The sequence below is a fragment of the Pseudomonas sp. BCRC 81390 genome (genome assembly GCF_030341915.1).
Lineage (GTDB): Bacteria > Pseudomonadota > Gammaproteobacteria > Pseudomonadales > Pseudomonadaceae > Aquipseudomonas.
In genome coordinates this window covers 242,747-260,418 of the sequence record NZ_JATAAG010000069.1, presented here as the reverse complement: position 1 = coordinate 260,418, position 17,672 = coordinate 242,747, and the positions used below count along the sequence as shown (strand labels likewise).

The 17,672-nt window shown below is 63.3% G+C and carries 15 protein-coding genes; 14 read left to right on the top strand and 1 reads right to left on the bottom strand.

What is annotated here, in order from left to right:
- The first annotated feature begins 1 nt into the window (after nucleotide 1).
- The 14 genes from QSV36_RS22635 (at nucleotide 2) to ispD (ending at nucleotide 16,594) form a co-directional block, all read left to right on the top strand.
- Nucleotides 2–505 carry an OmpH/Skp family outer membrane protein gene (locus QSV36_RS22635; protein ID WP_015269197.1) on the top strand — a complete coding sequence of 168 codons (504 nt, stop codon included), beginning with the start codon at nucleotides 2–4 and terminating at the stop codon, nucleotides 503–505.
- Nucleotide 506: 1 nt separating this feature from the next.
- Nucleotides 507–1,562: a UDP-3-O-(3-hydroxymyristoyl)glucosamine N-acyltransferase gene (gene lpxD, locus QSV36_RS22630; protein WP_289134597.1), complete on the top strand. Its 1,056-nt coding sequence runs from the start codon at nucleotides 507–509 to the stop codon at nucleotides 1,560–1,562.
- Between the two features lie 114 nt (nucleotides 1,563–1,676).
- Nucleotides 1,677–2,117, top strand: coding sequence for a 3-hydroxyacyl-ACP dehydratase FabZ (fabZ, locus tag QSV36_RS22625; RefSeq protein WP_051097422.1), 441 nt, complete (start codon nucleotides 1,677–1,679; stop codon nucleotides 2,115–2,117).
- Nucleotides 2,114–2,890, top strand: a complete 777-nt coding sequence (lpxA, locus tag QSV36_RS22620; protein ID WP_289134593.1) for an acyl-ACP--UDP-N-acetylglucosamine O-acyltransferase — start codon at nucleotides 2,114–2,116, stop codon at nucleotides 2,888–2,890. The genes fabZ and lpxA overlap by 4 nt, the downstream gene beginning before the upstream one ends.
- Before the next feature lies 1 nt (nucleotide 2,891).
- Entirely contained in the window at nucleotides 2,892–4,019 is a 1,128-nt protein-coding gene (gene lpxB, locus QSV36_RS22615; protein ID WP_289134590.1) for a lipid-A-disaccharide synthase, read from the top strand.
- A gap of 1 nt (nucleotide 4,020) precedes the next feature.
- Nucleotides 4,021–4,644 carry a ribonuclease HII gene (gene rnhB / locus QSV36_RS22610; protein ID WP_170028656.1) on the top strand — a complete coding sequence of 208 codons (624 nt, stop codon included), beginning with the start codon at nucleotides 4,021–4,023 and terminating at the stop codon, nucleotides 4,642–4,644.
- A 601-nt stretch (nucleotides 4,645–5,245) separates the two neighbouring features.
- Nucleotides 5,246–8,770, top strand: coding sequence for a DNA polymerase III subunit alpha (gene dnaE / locus QSV36_RS22605; protein ID WP_289134588.1), 3,525 nt, complete (start codon nucleotides 5,246–5,248; stop codon nucleotides 8,768–8,770).
- 107 nt (nucleotides 8,771–8,877) lie between these two features.
- The gene (gene accA / locus QSV36_RS22600; protein ID WP_289134586.1) at nucleotides 8,878–9,825 is read left to right on the top strand and encodes an acetyl-CoA carboxylase carboxyl transferase subunit alpha; all 948 of its coding nucleotides are present in this window, start codon (nucleotides 8,878–8,880) and stop codon (nucleotides 9,823–9,825) included.
- 141 nt (nucleotides 9,826–9,966) lie between these two features.
- Nucleotides 9,967–11,250 (top strand): tRNA lysidine(34) synthetase TilS, encoded by a 1,284-nt coding sequence (gene tilS, locus QSV36_RS22595; protein WP_289134584.1) that lies wholly within the window; start codon nucleotides 9,967–9,969, stop codon nucleotides 11,248–11,250.
- A 269-nt stretch (nucleotides 11,251–11,519) separates the two neighbouring features.
- Nucleotides 11,520–13,148 carry a CTP synthase gene (gene pyrG / locus QSV36_RS22590; protein ID WP_025337984.1) on the top strand — a complete coding sequence of 543 codons (1,629 nt, stop codon included), beginning with the start codon at nucleotides 11,520–11,522 and terminating at the stop codon, nucleotides 13,146–13,148.
- 3 nt (nucleotides 13,149–13,151) lie between these two features.
- Nucleotides 13,152–13,997 (top strand): 3-deoxy-8-phosphooctulonate synthase, encoded by an 846-nt coding sequence (gene kdsA, locus QSV36_RS22585; RefSeq protein WP_025337985.1) that lies wholly within the window; start codon nucleotides 13,152–13,154, stop codon nucleotides 13,995–13,997.
- Nucleotides 13,998–14,149: 152 nt separating this feature from the next.
- Nucleotides 14,150–15,439, top strand: a complete 1,290-nt coding sequence (gene eno / locus QSV36_RS22580; RefSeq protein WP_170028662.1) for a phosphopyruvate hydratase — start codon at nucleotides 14,150–14,152, stop codon at nucleotides 15,437–15,439.
- 169 nt (nucleotides 15,440–15,608) lie between these two features.
- Nucleotides 15,609–15,890: a cell division protein FtsB gene (ftsB, locus tag QSV36_RS22575; RefSeq protein ID WP_004375443.1), complete on the top strand. Its 282-nt coding sequence runs from the start codon at nucleotides 15,609–15,611 to the stop codon at nucleotides 15,888–15,890.
- On the top strand, nucleotides 15,887–16,594 hold the full coding sequence (gene ispD / locus QSV36_RS22570) for a 2-C-methyl-D-erythritol 4-phosphate cytidylyltransferase (RefSeq protein WP_289134581.1): 708 nt from the start codon (nucleotides 15,887–15,889) through the stop codon (nucleotides 16,592–16,594). The genes ftsB and ispD overlap by 4 nt, the downstream gene beginning before the upstream one ends.
- 131 nt (nucleotides 16,595–16,725) lie before the next feature.
- Here ispD and QSV36_RS22565 read toward each other — a convergent pair whose 3' ends face one another.
- Nucleotides 16,726–17,622, bottom strand: a complete 897-nt coding sequence (locus QSV36_RS22565; protein ID WP_289134579.1) for a LysR substrate-binding domain-containing protein — start codon at nucleotides 17,620–17,622, stop codon at nucleotides 16,726–16,728.
- Between the last annotated feature and the right edge of the window lie 50 nt (nucleotides 17,623–17,672).

Below are 17,672 nucleotides of genomic sequence, written 5' to 3'. Positions count from 1 at the left end.
CGTGCGTAAGTTGACTCAACTGGCCGTAGTGGCCGCGGCGCTGGTCGCCACCCCGGCTTTCGCCGAAATGAAGGTTGCCGTCCTGAACTATCAGATGGCCCTGCTGGAATCGGACGCCGCCAAGAAATACGCGGTGGATGCCGAAAAGAAATTCGGCCCGCAACTGACCAAGCTGAAGAGCCTGGAAAGTAGCGCCAAGGGTATCCAGGACCGCCTGATCAAAGGCGGCGACAAGATGCAGCAGCAGGAGCGTGAGCGCCTGGAGCTCGAGTTCAAGCAGAAGGCCCGTGACTTCCAGTTCCAGTCCAAGGAGCTGAACGAAGCCAAGGCCGTTGCCGACCGCGACATGCTCAAGCAGCTGAAGCCGAAGCTGGATGGCGCAGTCGAGGAAGTGATCAAGAAGGGTGGTTATGACCTGGTCCTCGAGCGTGGTGCGGTCATCGATGTCAAACCTCAGTACGACATCACCCGCCAGGTCATCGAGCGCATGAACCAAGCCCGTTGATATGACCGTGACCATGACGCTAGGCCAGCTGGCCGAGGCCCTCGGCGCCACCCTCAAGGGGCCCGAGGCGCTGCAGATTACCGGGCTGGCCACCTTGCAGGAGGCAGGCCCCGGTCAGTTGAGCTTCCTCGCCAACCCGCAATACCGCAAATACCTGGACAACAGCCAGGCGGCCGCGGTGCTGCTCAAGGCGGCGGATGCCGAAGGCTTTGCCGGCAACGCATTGATCGTGGCCGATCCGTACCTGGCCTACGCGCGCATTTCCCACCTGTTCGACCCCAAACCCAAGGCTGTGGCGGGTATTCATCCCAGCGCCGTGGTGGCTGAGGACGCGCAGGTGGATGCCAGCGCCAGCATCGGGCCGTTCGCGGTCATCGAGAGCGGCGCACGCATCGGCGCCAATGTCAGCGTCGGCGCGCACTGCGTGGTCGGTGCCCGTTGCGTGATCGGCGAAGGTGGATGGCTGGCGCCACGGGTCACCCTGTACCATGACGTGACCATCGGCAAGCGCGTGGTCATTCAGTCGGGTGCGGTGATCGGCGGTGAAGGCTTCGGCTTCGCCAACGAGAAGGGTGTGTGGCGCAAGATCGCCCAGATTGGTGGCGTGACCATCGGTGACGACGTGGAAATCGGCGTCAACACCGCGGTCGACCGTGGTGCGCTGTCGGACACGCGCATCGCTGACGGGGTCAAGCTCGACAACCAGATCCAGATCGCCCACAACGTGCAGATCGGTGAGCATACGGCCATGGCCGCCTGCGTCGGTATCTCCGGCAGTACGCGCATCGGCAAGCATTGCACCATCGCCGGCGGTGTCGGCATGGTGGGTCATATCGATGTCTGTGATAACGTTTTCGTGTCCGGGATGACCATGGTGACCCGTTCGATCACCGAACCGGGTGCCTATTCTTCCGGCACTGCCATGCAGCCACTGGCTGAATGGCGCAAGAGCGCCGCGCGTATCCGCCACCTGGACGACATGGCCAAGCGTCTCCAGCAGCTGGAAAAACGCGTCGATACCGTGACCTCAGGTGGCCAGCCGACATCAGAAGGCTGATACCATTCCCTGAGCAAGAGTGAACAGTCGCTAGCTGGCTCCTCTTTGGATTGCAAAAGGAGCGTGTGGTCAGCACCTGCGCTCCCTATTCTTATTACAGGCTTCCCCCCCGAAATGATGGACATCAACGAGATTCGCGAATACCTGCCTCACCGTTACCCGTTCCTGCTGGTGGACCGTGTGACGGATCTGGACTTCGAGGCCCAGAGCATTCGTGCCTACAAGAATGTCAGCATCAACGAGCCGTTCTTCAATGGCCATTTCCCGGCGCACCCGATCATGCCCGGTGTTCTGATCATCGAAGCCATGGCCCAGGCAGCCGGTATCCTTGGTTTCAAGATGCTCGACGCCAAGCCGGCCGATGGCACCCTGTACTACTTCGTCGGTTCCGACAAACTGCGTTTCCGTCAGCCGGTGCTGCCGGGTGACCAGCTGGTGCTGGAAGCCAGGTTCCTCAGCCGCAAGAGCATGATCTGGAAGTTCGAGTGCCGTGCGCTGGTCGACGGCAAGCCGGTTTGTTCGGCCGAGATCACTTGCGCGGAACGCTCCCTATGAATTCGATTGATCCTCGGGCCATTATCGATCCTTCGGCCAAACTGGCCGATGGCGTCGAGGTCGGCCCCTGGTCGATCGTAGGCCCCGATGTGGAAATCGGGGAGGGCACCGTTATCGGCCCGCATGTTGTGCTCAAAGGGCCGACCCGCATCGGCAAGCACAACCGTATCTTTCAGTTTTCCTCGATCGGCGAAGACACCCCGGACCTGAAGTACAAAGGTGAGCCGACGCGCCTGGTGATCGGTGACCACAATGTCATCCGCGAAGGGGTGACCATCCACCGCGGCACCATCCAGGACCGCGCGGAAACCACCGTGGGCGACCACAACCTGATCATGGCCTATGCCCACATCGGCCACGACAGCGTCATCGGCAACCACTGCATCCTGGTCAACAACACAGCGCTGGCCGGGCATGTGCATGTAGGCGACTGGGCGATCCTGTCCGGCTACACCCTGGTGCACCAGTACTGCCACATCGGCGCGCATGCGTTTTCCGGCATGGGCACGGCGATCGGCAAGGACGTCCCGGCCTTTGTCACCGTGTTCGGCAGCCCGGCCGAGGCCCGTAGCATGAACTTCGAAGGCATGCGCCGGCGCGGTTTCAGCGATGAAGTCATCCATGTGCTGCGCCGTTGCTACAAGATCGTCTACCGCCAGGGCCTGACCGTCGAAGACGCGCTCAAGGAACTGGACGAACTCGCTACGCAGCACCCTGAGGTAGAGCTGTTCCGTCAGTCGATCGTGAACTCTGCCCGCGGCATTACCCGCTGACATGGCCCAGCTTTGCGTAGCGTTGGTCGCGGGTGAGGCCAGCGGTGACATCCTCGGTTCAGGCTTGATGCGTGCCCTCAAGGCACGCCACCCTGACGTGCGGTTCATCGGCGTTGGCGGCCCGCTGATGGAGGCCGAAGGGCTGCAATCCTATTTCCCCATGGAGCGCCTGGCCGTCATGGGCCTGGTCGAAGTGCTGGGGCGCCTGCGCGAGCTGCTCAAACGCCGCAAGCTGCTGATCGAAACCCTGCTAGGTGAGAGGCCCGATGTGTTCATCGGTATCGATGCGCCCGACTTCACCCTGAATATCGAGCTGAAGCTGCGCCAGGCCGGTATCAAGACCGTGCACTACGTCAGCCCCTCGGTGTGGGCCTGGCGGCAGAAGCGTGTGCTGAAGATCCGCGAAGGTTGCGACCTGATGCTCACGTTGTTGCCGTTCGAGGCGCGCTTCTATGAAGAAAAGGGTGTGCCGGTGCGCTTCGTTGGCCATCCATTGGCTGACACCATCCCGCTCGAAGCCGACCGTCCAGCCGCGCGCGCCCAGCTCGGCCTGGGCGAGGGGCCGGTAGTGGCACTGATGCCGGGCAGCCGGGGCGGTGAAGTCGGGCGCCTGGGGGGGCTGTTCCTCGATGCCGCCGAACGGCTGTGCCAGCAGGTACCGGGCGTGCGTTTCGTGCTGCCCTGCGCCAATGCCGCGCGGCGCGCGCAGATCGAGCAGATGCTTGAAGGGCGCCAGCTGCCGTTGACCCTGCTCGATGGGCAGTCGCACCAGGCCCTGGCCGCCTGCGACGCGGTGCTGATCGCCTCGGGTACCGCTACACTCGAAGCGCTGTTGTACAAGCGACCGATGGTGGTGGCCTACCGCCTGGCGCCGTTGACCTACTGGATCCTCAAGCGCCTGGTCAAAAGCCCTTATGTGTCGCTGCCAAACCTGCTCGCCCAGCGTGCGCTGGTGCCTGAGCTGTTGCAGGACGACGCCACCAGCGAAGCGCTGGCCGACACCCTGGCGCCACTGGTGGCCGACGGCAGCCAGCAGACCGGGCGCTTCGACGAAATTCACCGCACCTTGCGCCGTGACGCCTCGAATCAGGCCGCCGAGGCGGTGCTGGCCTTGCTGAAGGACCGCTGACATGCAGATTGGACTGGATTTCAACCTGGTCGAAGACCTCGTCGCTGGCGTCGACGAGGTGGGCCGGGGCCCGCTGTGCGGCGCGGTGGTGACGGCAGCGGTGATCCTCGACCCGGCGCGCCCGATCCTCGGCCTGAACGATTCGAAGAAGCTCACCGAAGCCAGGCGCGAGGCGCTGTTCGACGAGATCTGTGAGAAAGCCCTGAGCTTTTGTATCGCCCGTGCCGAGGTCGAGGAAATCGACCGGTTGAACATCCTCCACGCCACCATGCTGGCCATGCAGCGTGCAGTCGAAGGGCTGCACGTTACGCCGAAACTGGCCCTCATCGATGGCAATCGCTGCCCGAAGCTGGCCGTGCCTTCGGCGCCGGTCGTGCAGGGGGATGCAAAGGTGCCAGCCATTGCTGCGGCCTCGATCCTGGCCAAGGTGACCCGCGACCGGGAAATGAGCGCATTCGAGCTGATCTATCCGGGCTATGGCATTGGTGGGCACAAGGGCTACCCGACACCGGTGCACCTCGAGGCCCTGGCGCGCTTGGGGCCTACGCCCATTCATCGGCGTTCCTTTGCCCCGGTGCGGGCGGCCTGGGATGCGCGCGAAGGCGTCACGGCTTCCTTGATCTGACCTCGGCGTCCGTTTTGCGACCCAAGGTTGCTTCCAGAGACAGTGCGCCGGCTTGCAGGAGCGGCTCAGCCGGTGCCACCCACCGCACCGCCTGCTTTGCGGATAAATGCGCTCCTACAGTTGGCGCCGTACCTGGTCGGAGCAACTGTCTTGCTCAATTTCCAAAAGCTGGCGCGGTCCCTGTGGGAGCGGGCTTGCCCGCGAACACGGGCGAAGCCCGTGCCATCCACCGCGTCGCCTGCTTCGCGGATAAATCCGCTCCTACAGTTGGCGCCGTACCTGGTAGGAGCAACTGTCTTGCTCAATTTCCAAAAGCTGGCGCGGTCCCTGTGGGAGCGGGCTTGCCCCGCGAACACGGACGAAGCCCGTGCCATCCATCGCGTCGCCTGCTTCGCGGATAAATCCGCTCAGTTGACGCCGTACCTGGTAGGAGCGGCTTCAGCCCCGATCATCGGCACAGCCAGATGCAACGCTAGCGCTGGAGAGCAACGCGATGCTTGTGAGCGCCTTGTGTCGCGATAGGCTGCAATGCAGCCCAAAATCTCGCCTCATTTACGCTACAATCCCGCCCTTGTCGTTCAGCACTGCTACAGGATCTTCCATGTCGGTTCCCTTCGTTCACCTGCGCGTCCACTCCGAATTCTCGCTGGTCGACGGCCTGGTGCGGATCAAGCCGCTGGCCAAGGCACTGGCCGGGATGAACATGCCGGCGGTGGCGATCACCGACCAGAGCAACATGTGCTCGCTGGTGAAGTTCTACAAGACCGCCATGGGCGCCGGTATCAAGCCGATCTGCGGCGCCGACCTGTGGCTGGCCGGTGCCGACCCGGAAGCACCGCTGTCGCGGATCTGCCTGCTGGCCATGAACCCGAAGGGCTACCGTAACCTCACCGAGCTGATCTCGCGTGGCTGGACCGACGGCCAGCGCAACGGCCTGGTGATCCTCCAGCGCGATTGGATTGCCCCGGCCAGCGAGGGCCTGATCGCCCTCTCCGCAGGCAAGGAAGGTGACATCGGCATGGCCCTGCTGGCCGGCAGGGACGAAGAAGCCGAGGCCCTGCTGCAAGACTGGATGGGCATGTTCCCGGAGCGCTTCTACGTTGAAGTGCAGCGCACCAACCGCGCCCGCGACGAAGAGTACGTGCATGCCGCCGTAGCCCTGGCGGACAAGTTCGGCGCTCCGCTGGTAGCCACCAACGACGTGCGTTTCATCAAGCAGTCCGACTTCGACGCCCATGAAACGCGGGTGTGCATCGGCGAGGGCTGGACCCTCGACGACCCACGCCGGCCAAGAATGTACAGCGACCAGCAGTACCTGAAGTCGGCCGAGGAAATGACCGAGCTGTTCAGCGACCTGCCCGACGCCATCGCCAACACGGTCGAGATCGCCAAGCGTTGCAACATCCAGGTACAGCTGGGCAAGTACTTCCTGCCCGACTTCCCCACGCCCAATGGCATGGGTATCGATGACTACCTGCGCCACGTCTCCCACGAAGGCCTGGAAGAGCGCCTGGCGGTGCTGTGGCCGAAAGAGACCACGCCCAACTACGAAGAGAAGCGCCAGGTCTATCTGGACCGCCTGAAGTTCGAGCTGGATATCATCATCCAGATGGGTTTCCCCGGTTACTTCCTGATCGTGATGGACTTCATCAAGTGGGCCAAGAACAACGGCGTCCCGGTCGGCCCTGGCCGGGGTTCGGGTGCCGGCTCGCTGGTGGCCTACGTGCTGAAGATCACCGACCTCGACCCGCTGGCCTACGACCTGCTGTTCGAGCGCTTCCTCAACCCTGAGCGTATTTCCATGCCCGACTTCGACGTCGACTTCTGCATGGATGGCCGCGACCGGGTGATCGACTACGTGGCCGAAACCTATGGCCGCAACGCGGTCAGCCAGATCATCACCTTCGGCACCATGGCCGCCAAGGCGGTGGTGCGCGACGTGGCGCGGGTGCAAGGCAAGTCGTACGGGCTGGCCGACCGGCTGTCGAAGATGATCCCGTTCGAAGTCGGCATGACCCTGGAAAAGGCCTACGAGCAGGAGGAAATCCTTCGCGACTTCCTCAAGGGCGACGAAGACGCCCGCGAGATCTGGGACATGGCCCTGAAACTCGAGGGTGTGACGCGGGGCACCGGCAAGCACGCCGGTGGCGTGGTGATCGCCCCGACCAAGCTTACCGACTTCTCGCCGATCGCCTGTGACGAAGAGGGTGGCGGCCTGGTAACCCAGTTCGACAAGGACGACGTCGAGGCTGCGGGCCTGGTGAAGTTCGACTTCCTCGGCCTGCGTACCCTGACCATCATCAAGTGGGCCATGGAGATCATCAACCGCGAGCAGGCCAAGAAGAACCTGCCCGAGGTCAACATCGACTTCATCCCGCTGGACGACCGCAAGACCTACGAGCTGTTGCAGAAGGCCGAAACCACGGCGGTGTTCCAGCTTGAATCGCGCGGCATGAAGGAGCTGATCAAGAAGCTCAAGCCCGACTGCCTGGAAGACCTGATCGCACTGGTGGCACTGTTCCGTCCCGGCCCGTTGCAGTCGGGCATGGTGGACGACTTCATCAACCGCAAGCACGGCCGCGCCGAGCTGGCCTACCCGCACCCGGACTACCAGTACGAAGGCCTGCAGCCGGTACTGGCGCCAACCTACGGCATCATCCTGTACCAGGAACAGGTGATGCAGATCGCCCAGGTAATGGCCGGCTACACCCTTGGCGGCGCCGACATGCTGCGCCGGGCCATGGGCAAGAAAAAGCCCGAGGAAATGGCCAAGCAGCGCGGCGGCTTCATCGAAGGTTGTGCCAATAACAATATCGATGCGGACCTTGCCGGTAACATCTTCGACCTGGTAGAGAAATTCGCCGGTTACGGCTTCAACAAGTCCCACTCCGCCGCCTATGGCCTGGTGTCTTACCAGACCGCCTGGCTGAAGACCCACTACCCGGCGCCATTCATGGCGGCGGTGCTGTCGGCGGATATGCACAACACCGACAAGGTGGTGGTGCTGGTAGAAGAAGTACGCAGCATGAAGCTGCGCCTCGACGCCCCGGACGTGAACTTCTCCGACTTCAAGTTCACCGTCAACGATGACGGGCGCATCGTCTATGGCCTGGGTGCCATCAAGGGCGTGGGCGAGGGTCCGGTGGAGGCGATCGTCGAGGCGCGTGCACAGGGCGGCCCGTTCAAGGACCTGTTCGATTTCTGCCAGCGTATCGACCTCAAGCGGGTCAACAAGCGCACCCTCGATGCACTGATCCGCAGTGGCGCGCTGGACCGCCTCGGGCCGCACTTCCATGACGAGATCAAGGCCTACCACGCCCACATCGACATCAACCGTGCCACCTTGCTCTCGGCGCTGGGCGAGGCCATCAAGGCCGCCGAGCAGGCCGCACATACGGCGGACAGTGGCCACGTCGACCTGTTCGGCGGCATGTTCGACGCCGTGGACGCCGACGTCTACGCCAACCACCGCAAGGTGCGCGAGCTGACCCTCAAGGAACGCCTGAAGGGCGAGAAGGATACCCTTGGCCTGTACCTCACCGGCCACCCGATCGACGAGTACGAGGCCGAGATCCGCCGCTTCGCCCGCCAGCGCATCATCGACCTCAAGCCGTCGCGCGACACCCAGACCATTGCCGGCATGATCATCGCCCTGCGGGTGATGAAGAACAAGAAAGGCGACAAGATGGGCTTCGTCACCCTGGATGACCGCTCCGGGCGCATCGAGGCGTCGCTGTTTGCCGATGCCTTCATGGCGGCACAGTCCTTGCTGCAGACCGATGCCATGGTGGTGGTCGAAGGCGAGGTCAGCCACGACGACTTCTCCGGCGGCCTGCGCCTGCGGGTGAAGCAGGTGATGACCATGGAAGATGCGCGCACCAAGCTGGCCGAGAGCCTGCGCCTGAAGGTGGCGCACGAAGCGCTCAAGGGCGACCGGCTGAAGTGGTTGGGCGAGCTGATTACCCGTCACCGTGGTGCCTGCCCGATCACCCTGGAGTACACCGGCAGCGACGCCAAGGCCATGCTGCAGTTCGGCGAGCAGTGGGCGATCGACCCGGCCGATGGGCTGATCCAGGCACTGCGTGACCAGTTCGGGCGTGAGAACGTCTTCCTGCAATATCGTTGAACCGACAACAAATTTAATCTCGACCTGAATGCGCCTGATCCCTTAAGGTAAGGCGCCAAACGGATCAACCGGCCGGCCGCCTGGCCGTAGACCCAAGACGGATGACTATGAACCCGAATTTTCTCGATTTCGAACAGCCGATTGCCGACCTGCAAGCCAAGATCGAAGGCCTGCGTCTGGTGGGCAACGACAACTCGCTGAACATCAGCGATGAAATTGCCCGTCTGCAAGACAAGAGCAACACCCTGACCGAAAGCATCTTCGGCAACCTGACCAGCTGGCAGATCGCCCGCCTGGCCCGTCATCCACGTCGTCCTTACACCCTGGACTACCTGGAGCACATCTTCACCGAGTTCGAAGAGCTGCACGGCGACCGCCACTTCTCCGACGACGCCGCCATCGTCGGTGGTACCGCCCGCCTGGACGGCAAGCCGGTCATGGTCATCGGTCATCAGAAGGGCCGTGAAGTGCGCGAGAAAGTGCGCCGCAACTTCGGCATGCCGCGCCCGGAAGGCTACCGCAAGGCCTGCCGCCTGATGGAAATGGCCGAGCGCTTCAAGATGCCGATCCTGACCTTCATCGACACCCCGGGTGCCTACCCGGGCATCGACGCCGAAGAGCGCAACCAGAGCGAGGCCATCGCCTGGAACCTGCGCGTGATGGCGCGCCTGAAGACGCCAATCATCGCCACCGTGATCGGTGAGGGTGGTTCCGGCGGCGCGCTGGCCATCGGCGTGTGCGACCAGCTGAACATGCTGCAGTACTCCACCTACTCGGTGATCTCGCCGGAAGGCTGTGCCTCGATCCTGTGGAAGACTGCCGACAAGGCCGCCGACGCAGCCGAGGCCATGGGCATCACTGCCGAGCGCCTGAAGAGCCTGAACATCGTCGACAAGGTCATCCAGGAACCGCTGGGCGGCGCCCACCGTGACCCGGTGAAGATGTCGGAAAGCATCCGTGCCGACCTGGTGCAGCAGCTGGACATGCTCGGCAAGCTCGACCACGACGCACTGCTGGCCCGTCGTTACGAGCGCCTGATGAGCTACGGCGTCTGATATCGCGGTGAATGGCACCGGCTTCGCCGGTGTTCGCGGGCAAGCCCGCTCCCACAGGTATTGCGCTGCCCTCGGGCGCGGCGCCGAACCTGTGGGGGCGGGCTTGCCCGCGAATGCGTTCTTCAATTGTGCGAGGTCTGGATGATCAACCTCACCCCCTGGCTCAACGCCCGCACCTGGTACATCGCCTTCTCCGGCGGCCTCGACTCCACCGTCCTCCTGCACCTGCTGGCCGGGCACGTCCGCAACCACGCCAGCCCCGCGCTGCGCGCCATCCACATCCACCACGGCCTGCAACCTGCTGCGGACGCCTGGCCTGCGCACTGCCAATCCATCTGCGACCGGCTTGGTATCGTACTTCAGGTCATCCACGTCCAGGTCAGCCCCGGCGCCAGCCTCGAACAGGCGGCCCGTGCCGCCCGCTATGCCGCTTTCAGCCAGAGGCTGGGCCCGGGCGATGTCCTGTTCACCGGCCAGCACCGCGACGACCAGGCTGAAACCTTGCTGTTCCGCCTGCTGCGCGGTGCCGGCCTGCGTGGCCTGGCAGCGATGCCGGAGCAACGGCGACTGGGGCAGGGCAACCTGGCCAGGCCTTTGCTGGGGTGGTCCCGACAACAGTTGCGCGACTACGCCGAGGCGCATCAACTGGCCTGGATCGAAGACCCGTCCAACGCGGATACCCGATTCGCCCGCAATTACCTGCGCGCCGAAGTATTCCCGCACCTGCAGCAGCGTTGGCCACAGGCCAGCCAGAACCTTGCCCGCGCCGCCGAGCACCTTGGCGAAGCCCTGGGCCTGCTGGACGAGCTTGCCCAGGGCGATCTGGCGCTTGCCGAGGAGGGCGCCCCGCTGGCCTGGCCCGGGCTCGATTCGCTCGACCTGGCCGCCCTGCTTGCGCTGTCACCGGCCCGTCAGCGCAATGCCTTGCAGTACTGGCTGAGCCGGCGCAGCCGTTTGCCCGACACCCGGCACTGGGCCGGTTGGGCAGACCTGCGCGATGCCGCCGTCGGTGCCCAGCCGGTATGGCGGCTGGCCGATGGGCAACTGCTGCGCAGCCATGGACGCATCTGGTGGTTGAGCGGCGACTGGCTGCAGCAGCCTGGCGCGGGGCTGGTGTGGTCCGATCCCGGCGAGCCTTTGCGGCTGCCGGGTAACGGTAGTGTGCGACTGGTTGGCGCAGTACCTGCAGGTGGCCTGCGCATTGCCTACCGCCAGGGAGGCGAAGTGCTGGACATCCCCGGCCGTGGCCGACGCGAACTCAAGCGTCTGCTCAACGAACTGCAGGTGCCGCACTTCCTGCGTCCGCGCCTGCCATTGCTGTACCAGGGCGAGCGCCTGCTGGCGCTGGCCAACCTGCCTGGCCTGGTACAGGCGGATTGCCAGCTGGATTGGCAGTTGCCGACGAACGCGCAAGGTTTGAGCTGAAGGGTACATTCGGGTAGACTACCCTCCCTTCTTGATACAGCTTCTGTGGGTTCCGCGAAAACACAGGAGTTGCCGATTACCAAGCAGTTTTTTGCTGGGCTGATTCTGAAAATGACGAGCGAGCTCCATGCCGGGGATACCCCTGGTCTGTACAGACGCGGCAGTTTTTCGAGATGCACTGTGATTGACGCAGGTGATCGGGGGCTTCGGCCTTCCTTCGCTTTCTCCGGCGGCGCTGGCCGCCTTAACGCAGACTTCTAGGGTTTTTCATGACGCGCTACATATTCGTCACGGGCGGTGTTGTTTCTTCATTGGGGAAAGGCATTGCCTCGGCTTCCCTGGCGGCCATCCTGGAAGCGCGGGGCCTGAAGGTCACCATGCTCAAGCTGGATCCGTACATCAACGTCGATCCGGGCACCATGAGCCCGTTCCAGCATGGTGAAGTGTTCGTCACCCACGATGGCGCCGAGACCGACCTCGACCTGGGCCACTACGAGCGGTTCATCCGCACCACCATGACCCAGAACAACAACTTCACCACCGGCCGTATCTACGAGCACGTGCTGCGCAAGGAACGCCGTGGTGACTACCTGGGCGCGACCATCCAGGTCATCCCGCACATCACCGACGAAATCAAGCGTCGTATCATCAAGGGCGCCGGCGATGCCGACGTGGCCCTGGTGGAAATCGGCGGTACCGTGGGCGACATCGAGTCGCAACCGTTCCTCGAGGCCATCCGCCAGCTGCGTGTCGAAGTGGGCTCCAAGCGCGCCATGCTGATGCACCTGACCTTGGTCCCGTACATCGCCACCGCTGGCGAGACCAAGACCAAGCCGACCCAGCATTCGGTCAAGGAGCTGCGCTCCATCGGCCTGCAGCCTGACGTGCTGATCTGCCGTTCCGACCACCCGGTCGATGCCTCGTCGCGTCGCAAGATCGCGCTGTTCACCAACGTTGAAGAGCGTGCGGTGATTTCGCTGGAAGACGTCGATACCATCTACAAGATTCCGGGCGTGCTGCATGCTCAGGGCCTGGACGACTTCGTCGTCGAGCGCTTCGGCCTGCAGTGCAACGGTGCCGACCTGTCCGAGTGGGACAAGGTGGTCGATGCCAAGCTCAACCCAGAGCACGAAGTGACCATCGCCATGGTCGGCAAGTACATGGAGCTGCTGGACGCGTACAAGTCGCTGATCGAAGCGATGAGCCACGCCGGCATCACCAACCGCACCAAGGTCAACCTGCGCTACATCGACTCGGAAGACATCGAGAACCAGGGCACCAGCCTGCTCGAAGGCGCCGATGCCATCCTGGTGCCGGGCGGATTCGGCCTGCGCGGCGTGGAAGGCAAGATCACCGCGGTGCAATACGCCCGTGAGAACAAGGTGCCGTACCTGGGTATCTGCCTGGGCATGCAGGTCGCCGTGATCGAGTTCGCCCGCAACGTGATGGGCTGGAAAGACGCCAACTCCACCGAGTTCGACCGCAACAGTGGCCACCCGGTCGTCGGCCTGATCACCGAGTGGGCCGATGCCACCGGTGCCGTCGAGACCCGCAGCGAAGCCTCCGACCTGGGTGGCACCATGCGCCTGGGCGCACAGGATTGCCAGCTGGCTGCCGGTTCCAAGGTGCACGACTGCTACGGCAAGGACGTGATCACCGAGCGTCACCGCCACCGCTACGAAGTGAACAACAACCTGCTGCCACAACTGGTCGACGCCGGCCTGGTGGTGTCCGGCCGCTCCGAAGACGGTGCGCTGGTGGAAGTGGTCGAGTCCAAGGACCACCCATGGTTCGTCGCCTGCCAGTTCCACCCGGAATTCACCTCGACCCCGCGTGACGGCCACCCGCTGTTCAGCGGTTTCGTCAAGGCAGCCCTGGCTCAGAAGAACAAGGCCTGATCAATGACCCAGAAGATCATTCGCGTCGGTAACATCGAGATCGCCAACGACAAGCCGTTCGTCCTGTTCGGCGGCATGAACGTCCTGGAGTCCCGTGACCTGGCAATGAAGGTCTGCGAGGAGTATGTGCGGGTCACCGAGAAACTCGGTATCCCGTACGTGTTCAAGGCCAGCTTCGACAAGGCCAACCGTTCGTCGGTAACCTCCTACCGCGGCCCGGGCATGGAAGAAGGCTTGAAGATCTTCGAGGAGATCAAGCGTACTTTCAACGTGCCGGTCATCACCGACGTGCACGAGCCCTACCAGGCCGAGCCGGTGGCCAAGGTGTGCGACATCATCCAGCTGCCGGCCTTCCTGTCGCGGCAGACCGACCTGGTGGTGGCCATGGCCAAGACTGGCGCAGTGATCAACATCAAGAAGGCGCAGTTCCTCGCACCTCAGGAAATGAAACACATCCTGACCAAGTGCGAGGAAGCCGGTAACGACCAGCTGATCCTCTGCGAGCGTGGTTCGAGCTTCGGCTACAACAACCTGGTGGTGGACATGCTCGGCTTCGGCATCATGAAGCAGTTCGAGTACCCGGTGTTCTTCGATGTGACCCACGCCCTGCAGATGCCGGGTGGTCGTGCCGACTCCGCCGGCGGCCGCCGCGCCCAGGTCACCGACCTGGCCAAGGCCGGCATGAGCCAGGGCCTGGCCGGCCTGTTCCTCGAAGCCCACCCCGATCCGGACAACGCCAAGTGCGATGGCCCATGCGCCCTGCGCCTGGACAAACTGGAGCCATTCCTGGCCCAGCTCAAGCAACTGGATGACCTGGTGAAAAGTTTTCCGACGGTAGAAACCGCGTAAAGCTCGATTCTCGGGTAAAGTACCGTCCGATCCACCCCTGACCACTCGGTCAGGGGTTCCCTTCACGGGGCCTGCCCACTGCAAGTCCGCCCGGTGAACGGCAAGATTTCCCAAGCTAAGTTGTTTTCGTCAATTCTGGAGTGCTTACAACAATGGCAAAAATCGTCGACATCAAAGGTCGTGAAGTTCTCGATTCGCGTGGCAACCCCACCGTGGAAGCCGATGTACTGCTCGACAACGGCATCATCGGTAGCGCTTGCGCGCCGTCCGGTGCTTCCACTGGCTCGCGCGAAGCGCTGGAGCTGCGTGATGGCGACAAGAGCCGTTACCTGGGCAAGGGCGTGCTGAAGGCCGTCGCCAACATCAACGGCCCGATCCGTGACCTGCTGCTGGGCAAGGACCCGGCCGACCAGAAGGCCCTGGACCGCGCCATGATCGAACTGGACGGTACCGAGAACAAGGCCAAGCTGGGCGCCAACGCCATCCTGGCCGTCTCCCTGGCTGCCGCCAAGGCCGCAGCCCAGGACCTGGACCTGCCGCTGTACGCGCACATCGCCAACCTGAACGGCACCCCGGGCCAGTACTCGATGCCGGTGCCGATGATGAACATCATCAACGGCGGCGAGCACGCCGATAACAACGTCGACATCCAGGAGTTCATGGTTCAGCCGGTTGGCGCCAAGACCTTCTCCGACGGCCTGCGCATGGGTACCGAAATCTTCCACCACCTCAAAGCCGTGCTGAAGGCCCGTGGCCTGAACACCGCCGTGGGTGACGAAGGTGGTTTCGCCCCTAACCTGGCTTCCAACGAAGACGCCCTGGGCGCCATCGCCGAAGCGGTCGAGAAAGCCGGCTACAAGCTGGGCACCGACGTGACCCTGGCCCTGGACTGCGCGGCTTCGGAATTCTACGAAGACGGCAAGTACAACCTGTCCGGCGAAGGCAAGTCGTTCGACGCCGAAGGCTTCGCCGAGTACCTGAAAGGCCTGACCGAGCGCTTCCCGATCATCTCGATCGAAGACGGCCTGGACGAGTCCGACTGGGCTGGCTGGAAGATCCTCACCGACAAGATCGGCGCCAAGGTGCAACTGGTTGGCGACGACCTGTTCGTGACCAACACCAAGATTCTCAAGGAAGGCATCGAGAAGGGCATCGGTAACTCGATCCTGATCAAGTTCAACCAGATCGGCTCGCTGACCGAAACCCTGGAAGCCATCCAGATGGCCAAGGCTGCCGGCTACACTGCGGTGATTTCGCACCGTTCCGGTGAAACCGAAGACTCGACCATCGCCGACCTGGCGGTAGGGACCGCTGCTGGCCAGATCAAGACCGGCTCGCTGTGCCGTTCCGACCGCGTTTCCAAGTACAACCAGCTGCTGCGTATCGAAGAGCAACTGGGTGCCAAGGCGGTTTACCGTGGTCGTGCCGAGTTTCGCGGCTAAGCAAGAGATGGTAAAAAGACAGCAGCCGGAGTTGTAGGGGCTTTCATACTGAAATTTCCTACGTTCCAACGGGTTTCTGTCGACGAAGCCTGGCCTCGGCCAGGCTTCGTGCTATTCGAGACCCCGAATCGAACATTCTGCGACGGTCTTTTTTAACCTGGATACCTAGATGCGCAGTCCTTATTGGTTGTTCCTTGTCCTGCTCCTGCTGCTGGGTGGTCTGCAATACCGCCTGTGGGTAGGTAATGGCAGCCTGGCGCAAGTGACCGAGCTGAAGCAGCAGATAGCCGAGCAGCATGCCGAGAACGAGCGCCTGCTTGAGCGAAACCGCGTGCTCGACGCCGAAGTGCTGGAGCTGAAAAAAGGCATGGAGACCGTTGAAGAACGGGCTCGCCACGAATTGGGAATGGTCAAAGAGGGCGAAACCCTCTTCCAGTTGCCACAGAAATGATCGATACGTTACCGGCCTTCTGGGCCGTGATTCCTGCTGCGGGCGTTGGTGCCCGCATGGCTGCCGACCGCCCCAAGCAATACCTGGAGCTGGCCGGGCAGACCATTCTCGAGCACAGCCTCGACTGTTTTCTTGGCCACCCGACGCTTAACGGCGTGGTGGTCAGTGTTGCCGAACACGACCCCTACTGGCCGACCTTGCGCTGCGCCAGCGACCCGCGCATCCGCCGCGCGGCGGGTGGCCGTGAGCGTGCCGACTCGGTACTCAACGCCTTGTTGATGCTGCATGCCGAAGGCGCAGCGGACAGCGACTGGGTGCTAGTGCATGATGCTGCGCGCCCGAACCTGGCGCGCAGCGACCTGGACAAGCTGCTGTCGGAACTGGCGGACGACCCGGTGGGGGGGCTGCTGGCGGTGCCGGCGCGCGATACCCTCAAGCGGGCCGACGCTGGCGGGCGGGTCAGCGCCACGGTTGACCGCAGCACCATCTGGCAGGCCTATACGCCACAGATGTTCCGCCTGGGCGCACTGCACCGGGCGCTGGCCGAGTGCCTGGTGTCGGATGTGCTGGTGACCGACGAGGCCTCGGCCATCGAATGGTCCGGCCAGGCGCCAAAGCTGGTGGAAGGGCGCAGTGACAACATCAAGGTGACCCGCCCGGAAGACCTCGAATGGTTGCGCCAGCGCTGGGCCGGGCGGCGCTGAAGCTTTAATCCAGCACCGGCCTCTTCGCGGGCTTGCCCGCTCCCACAGGTACTGCGCATACCTTCAGGCTGGCGCTGTTCCTGTGGGAGCGGGCAAGCCCGCGAAAAGGCCGGTGCTGGCAGCGCATTCCTTCAGCCGAGACGATACTCCGGCAACCCCGCCAACCCTTCCTTCAGGTAATCCACCAACCGCCGCACCTTCGGCGACAGGTGCCGCTGCTGCGGATACAGCGCCCATACCGCCGTGTTCGGCGGCTGGTGCGCTTCCAGCAATGACACCAGGGCACCACTGTTCAGGTGCTCCAGCACGTAATAATCCGGTAGCTGACACAAGCCCATGCCCTGCAACGCCGCATCCAGCACGGCCTGCCCGCTGTTGCAGCGCCAGTTGCCCTGCACCCGCTGGCTGATCTCGCGACCGTCCTGCTGCAGCGCCCACAGGTCCGAACTGCCCACCAGGCAGTTGTGCCGCGCCAGCTCCGACAGGCTGTGAGGCCGCCCATAACGTTCCAGGTAGGCCGGCGAGGCGCACAGGTACATGCGCCGTGGCGCCAGGCGGGTGGCCACCAGCCGCGAGTCGGCCAGCCGGCCCAGGCGGATGGCCAGGTCCATGCCCTCATGCACCAGATCAAGGGTATGGTTGCTCAGTTCCACGTCCACCCGCAGTTGCGGGTATTGCGCCATGAACCGGGTTACCAGCGGCACGATGAAGCGCTCGCCATAGGCCACCGCACAGGTCATGCGCAACAAGCCCTTGGGCTCGCTGGCCAAGTCGCCCATGGCGCGCAAGGCTTCTTCGCGGCCATCCTGCAGGCGCTGGCAGTGCTGCAGAAAGGTCTGCCCGGCTTCGCTCAGGGTCACCCGCCGGGTACTGCGGTACAGCAAGCGGGTCTGCAGGCGTTCTTCCAGCCGGGCAATCTGCCGGCTGACATGCGACGAAGAAACCCCCAGGCGTTCGGCGGCCGTAGTGAACTGGCCGGTTTCTGCCACAGCGACGAATTCGTCGATGCCTTCCCAGCGGCTGCTCATGGATTATCCCTGTATAGCAATAATGTTTTGTCTTTGCCCGGATTATTCCC

Excerpts from the sequence above, each read along its gene's own strand:
- lpxD (WP_289134597.1), top strand. The coding sequence starts at position 507 with ATGACCGTGACCATGACGCTAGGCCAGCTGGCCGAGGCCCTCGGCGCC.
- fabZ (WP_051097422.1), top strand. The coding sequence starts at position 1,677 with ATGATGGACATCAACGAGATTCGCGAATACCTGCCTCACCGTTACCCG.
- lpxA (WP_289134593.1), top strand. The coding sequence starts at position 2,114 with ATGAATTCGATTGATCCTCGGGCCATTATCGATCCTTCGGCCAAACTG.
- lpxB (WP_289134590.1), top strand. The coding sequence starts at position 2,892 with ATGGCCCAGCTTTGCGTAGCGTTGGTCGCGGGTGAGGCCAGCGGTGAC.
- rnhB (WP_170028656.1), top strand. The coding sequence starts at position 4,021 with ATGCAGATTGGACTGGATTTCAACCTGGTCGAAGACCTCGTCGCTGGC.
- dnaE (WP_289134588.1), top strand. The coding sequence starts at position 5,246 with ATGTCGGTTCCCTTCGTTCACCTGCGCGTCCACTCCGAATTCTCGCTG.
- accA (WP_289134586.1), top strand. The coding sequence starts at position 8,878 with ATGAACCCGAATTTTCTCGATTTCGAACAGCCGATTGCCGACCTGCAA.
- tilS (WP_289134584.1), top strand. The coding sequence starts at position 9,967 with ATGATCAACCTCACCCCCTGGCTCAACGCCCGCACCTGGTACATCGCC.
- pyrG (WP_025337984.1), top strand. The coding sequence starts at position 11,520 with ATGACGCGCTACATATTCGTCACGGGCGGTGTTGTTTCTTCATTGGGG.
- kdsA (WP_025337985.1), top strand. The coding sequence starts at position 13,152 with ATGACCCAGAAGATCATTCGCGTCGGTAACATCGAGATCGCCAACGAC.
- eno (WP_170028662.1), top strand. The coding sequence starts at position 14,150 with ATGGCAAAAATCGTCGACATCAAAGGTCGTGAAGTTCTCGATTCGCGT.
- ftsB (WP_004375443.1), top strand. The coding sequence starts at position 15,609 with ATGCGCAGTCCTTATTGGTTGTTCCTTGTCCTGCTCCTGCTGCTGGGT.
- ispD (WP_289134581.1), top strand. The coding sequence starts at position 15,887 with ATGATCGATACGTTACCGGCCTTCTGGGCCGTGATTCCTGCTGCGGGC.
- QSV36_RS22565 (WP_289134579.1), bottom strand. The coding sequence starts at position 17,622 with ATGAGCAGCCGCTGGGAAGGCATCGACGAATTCGTCGCTGTGGCAGAA.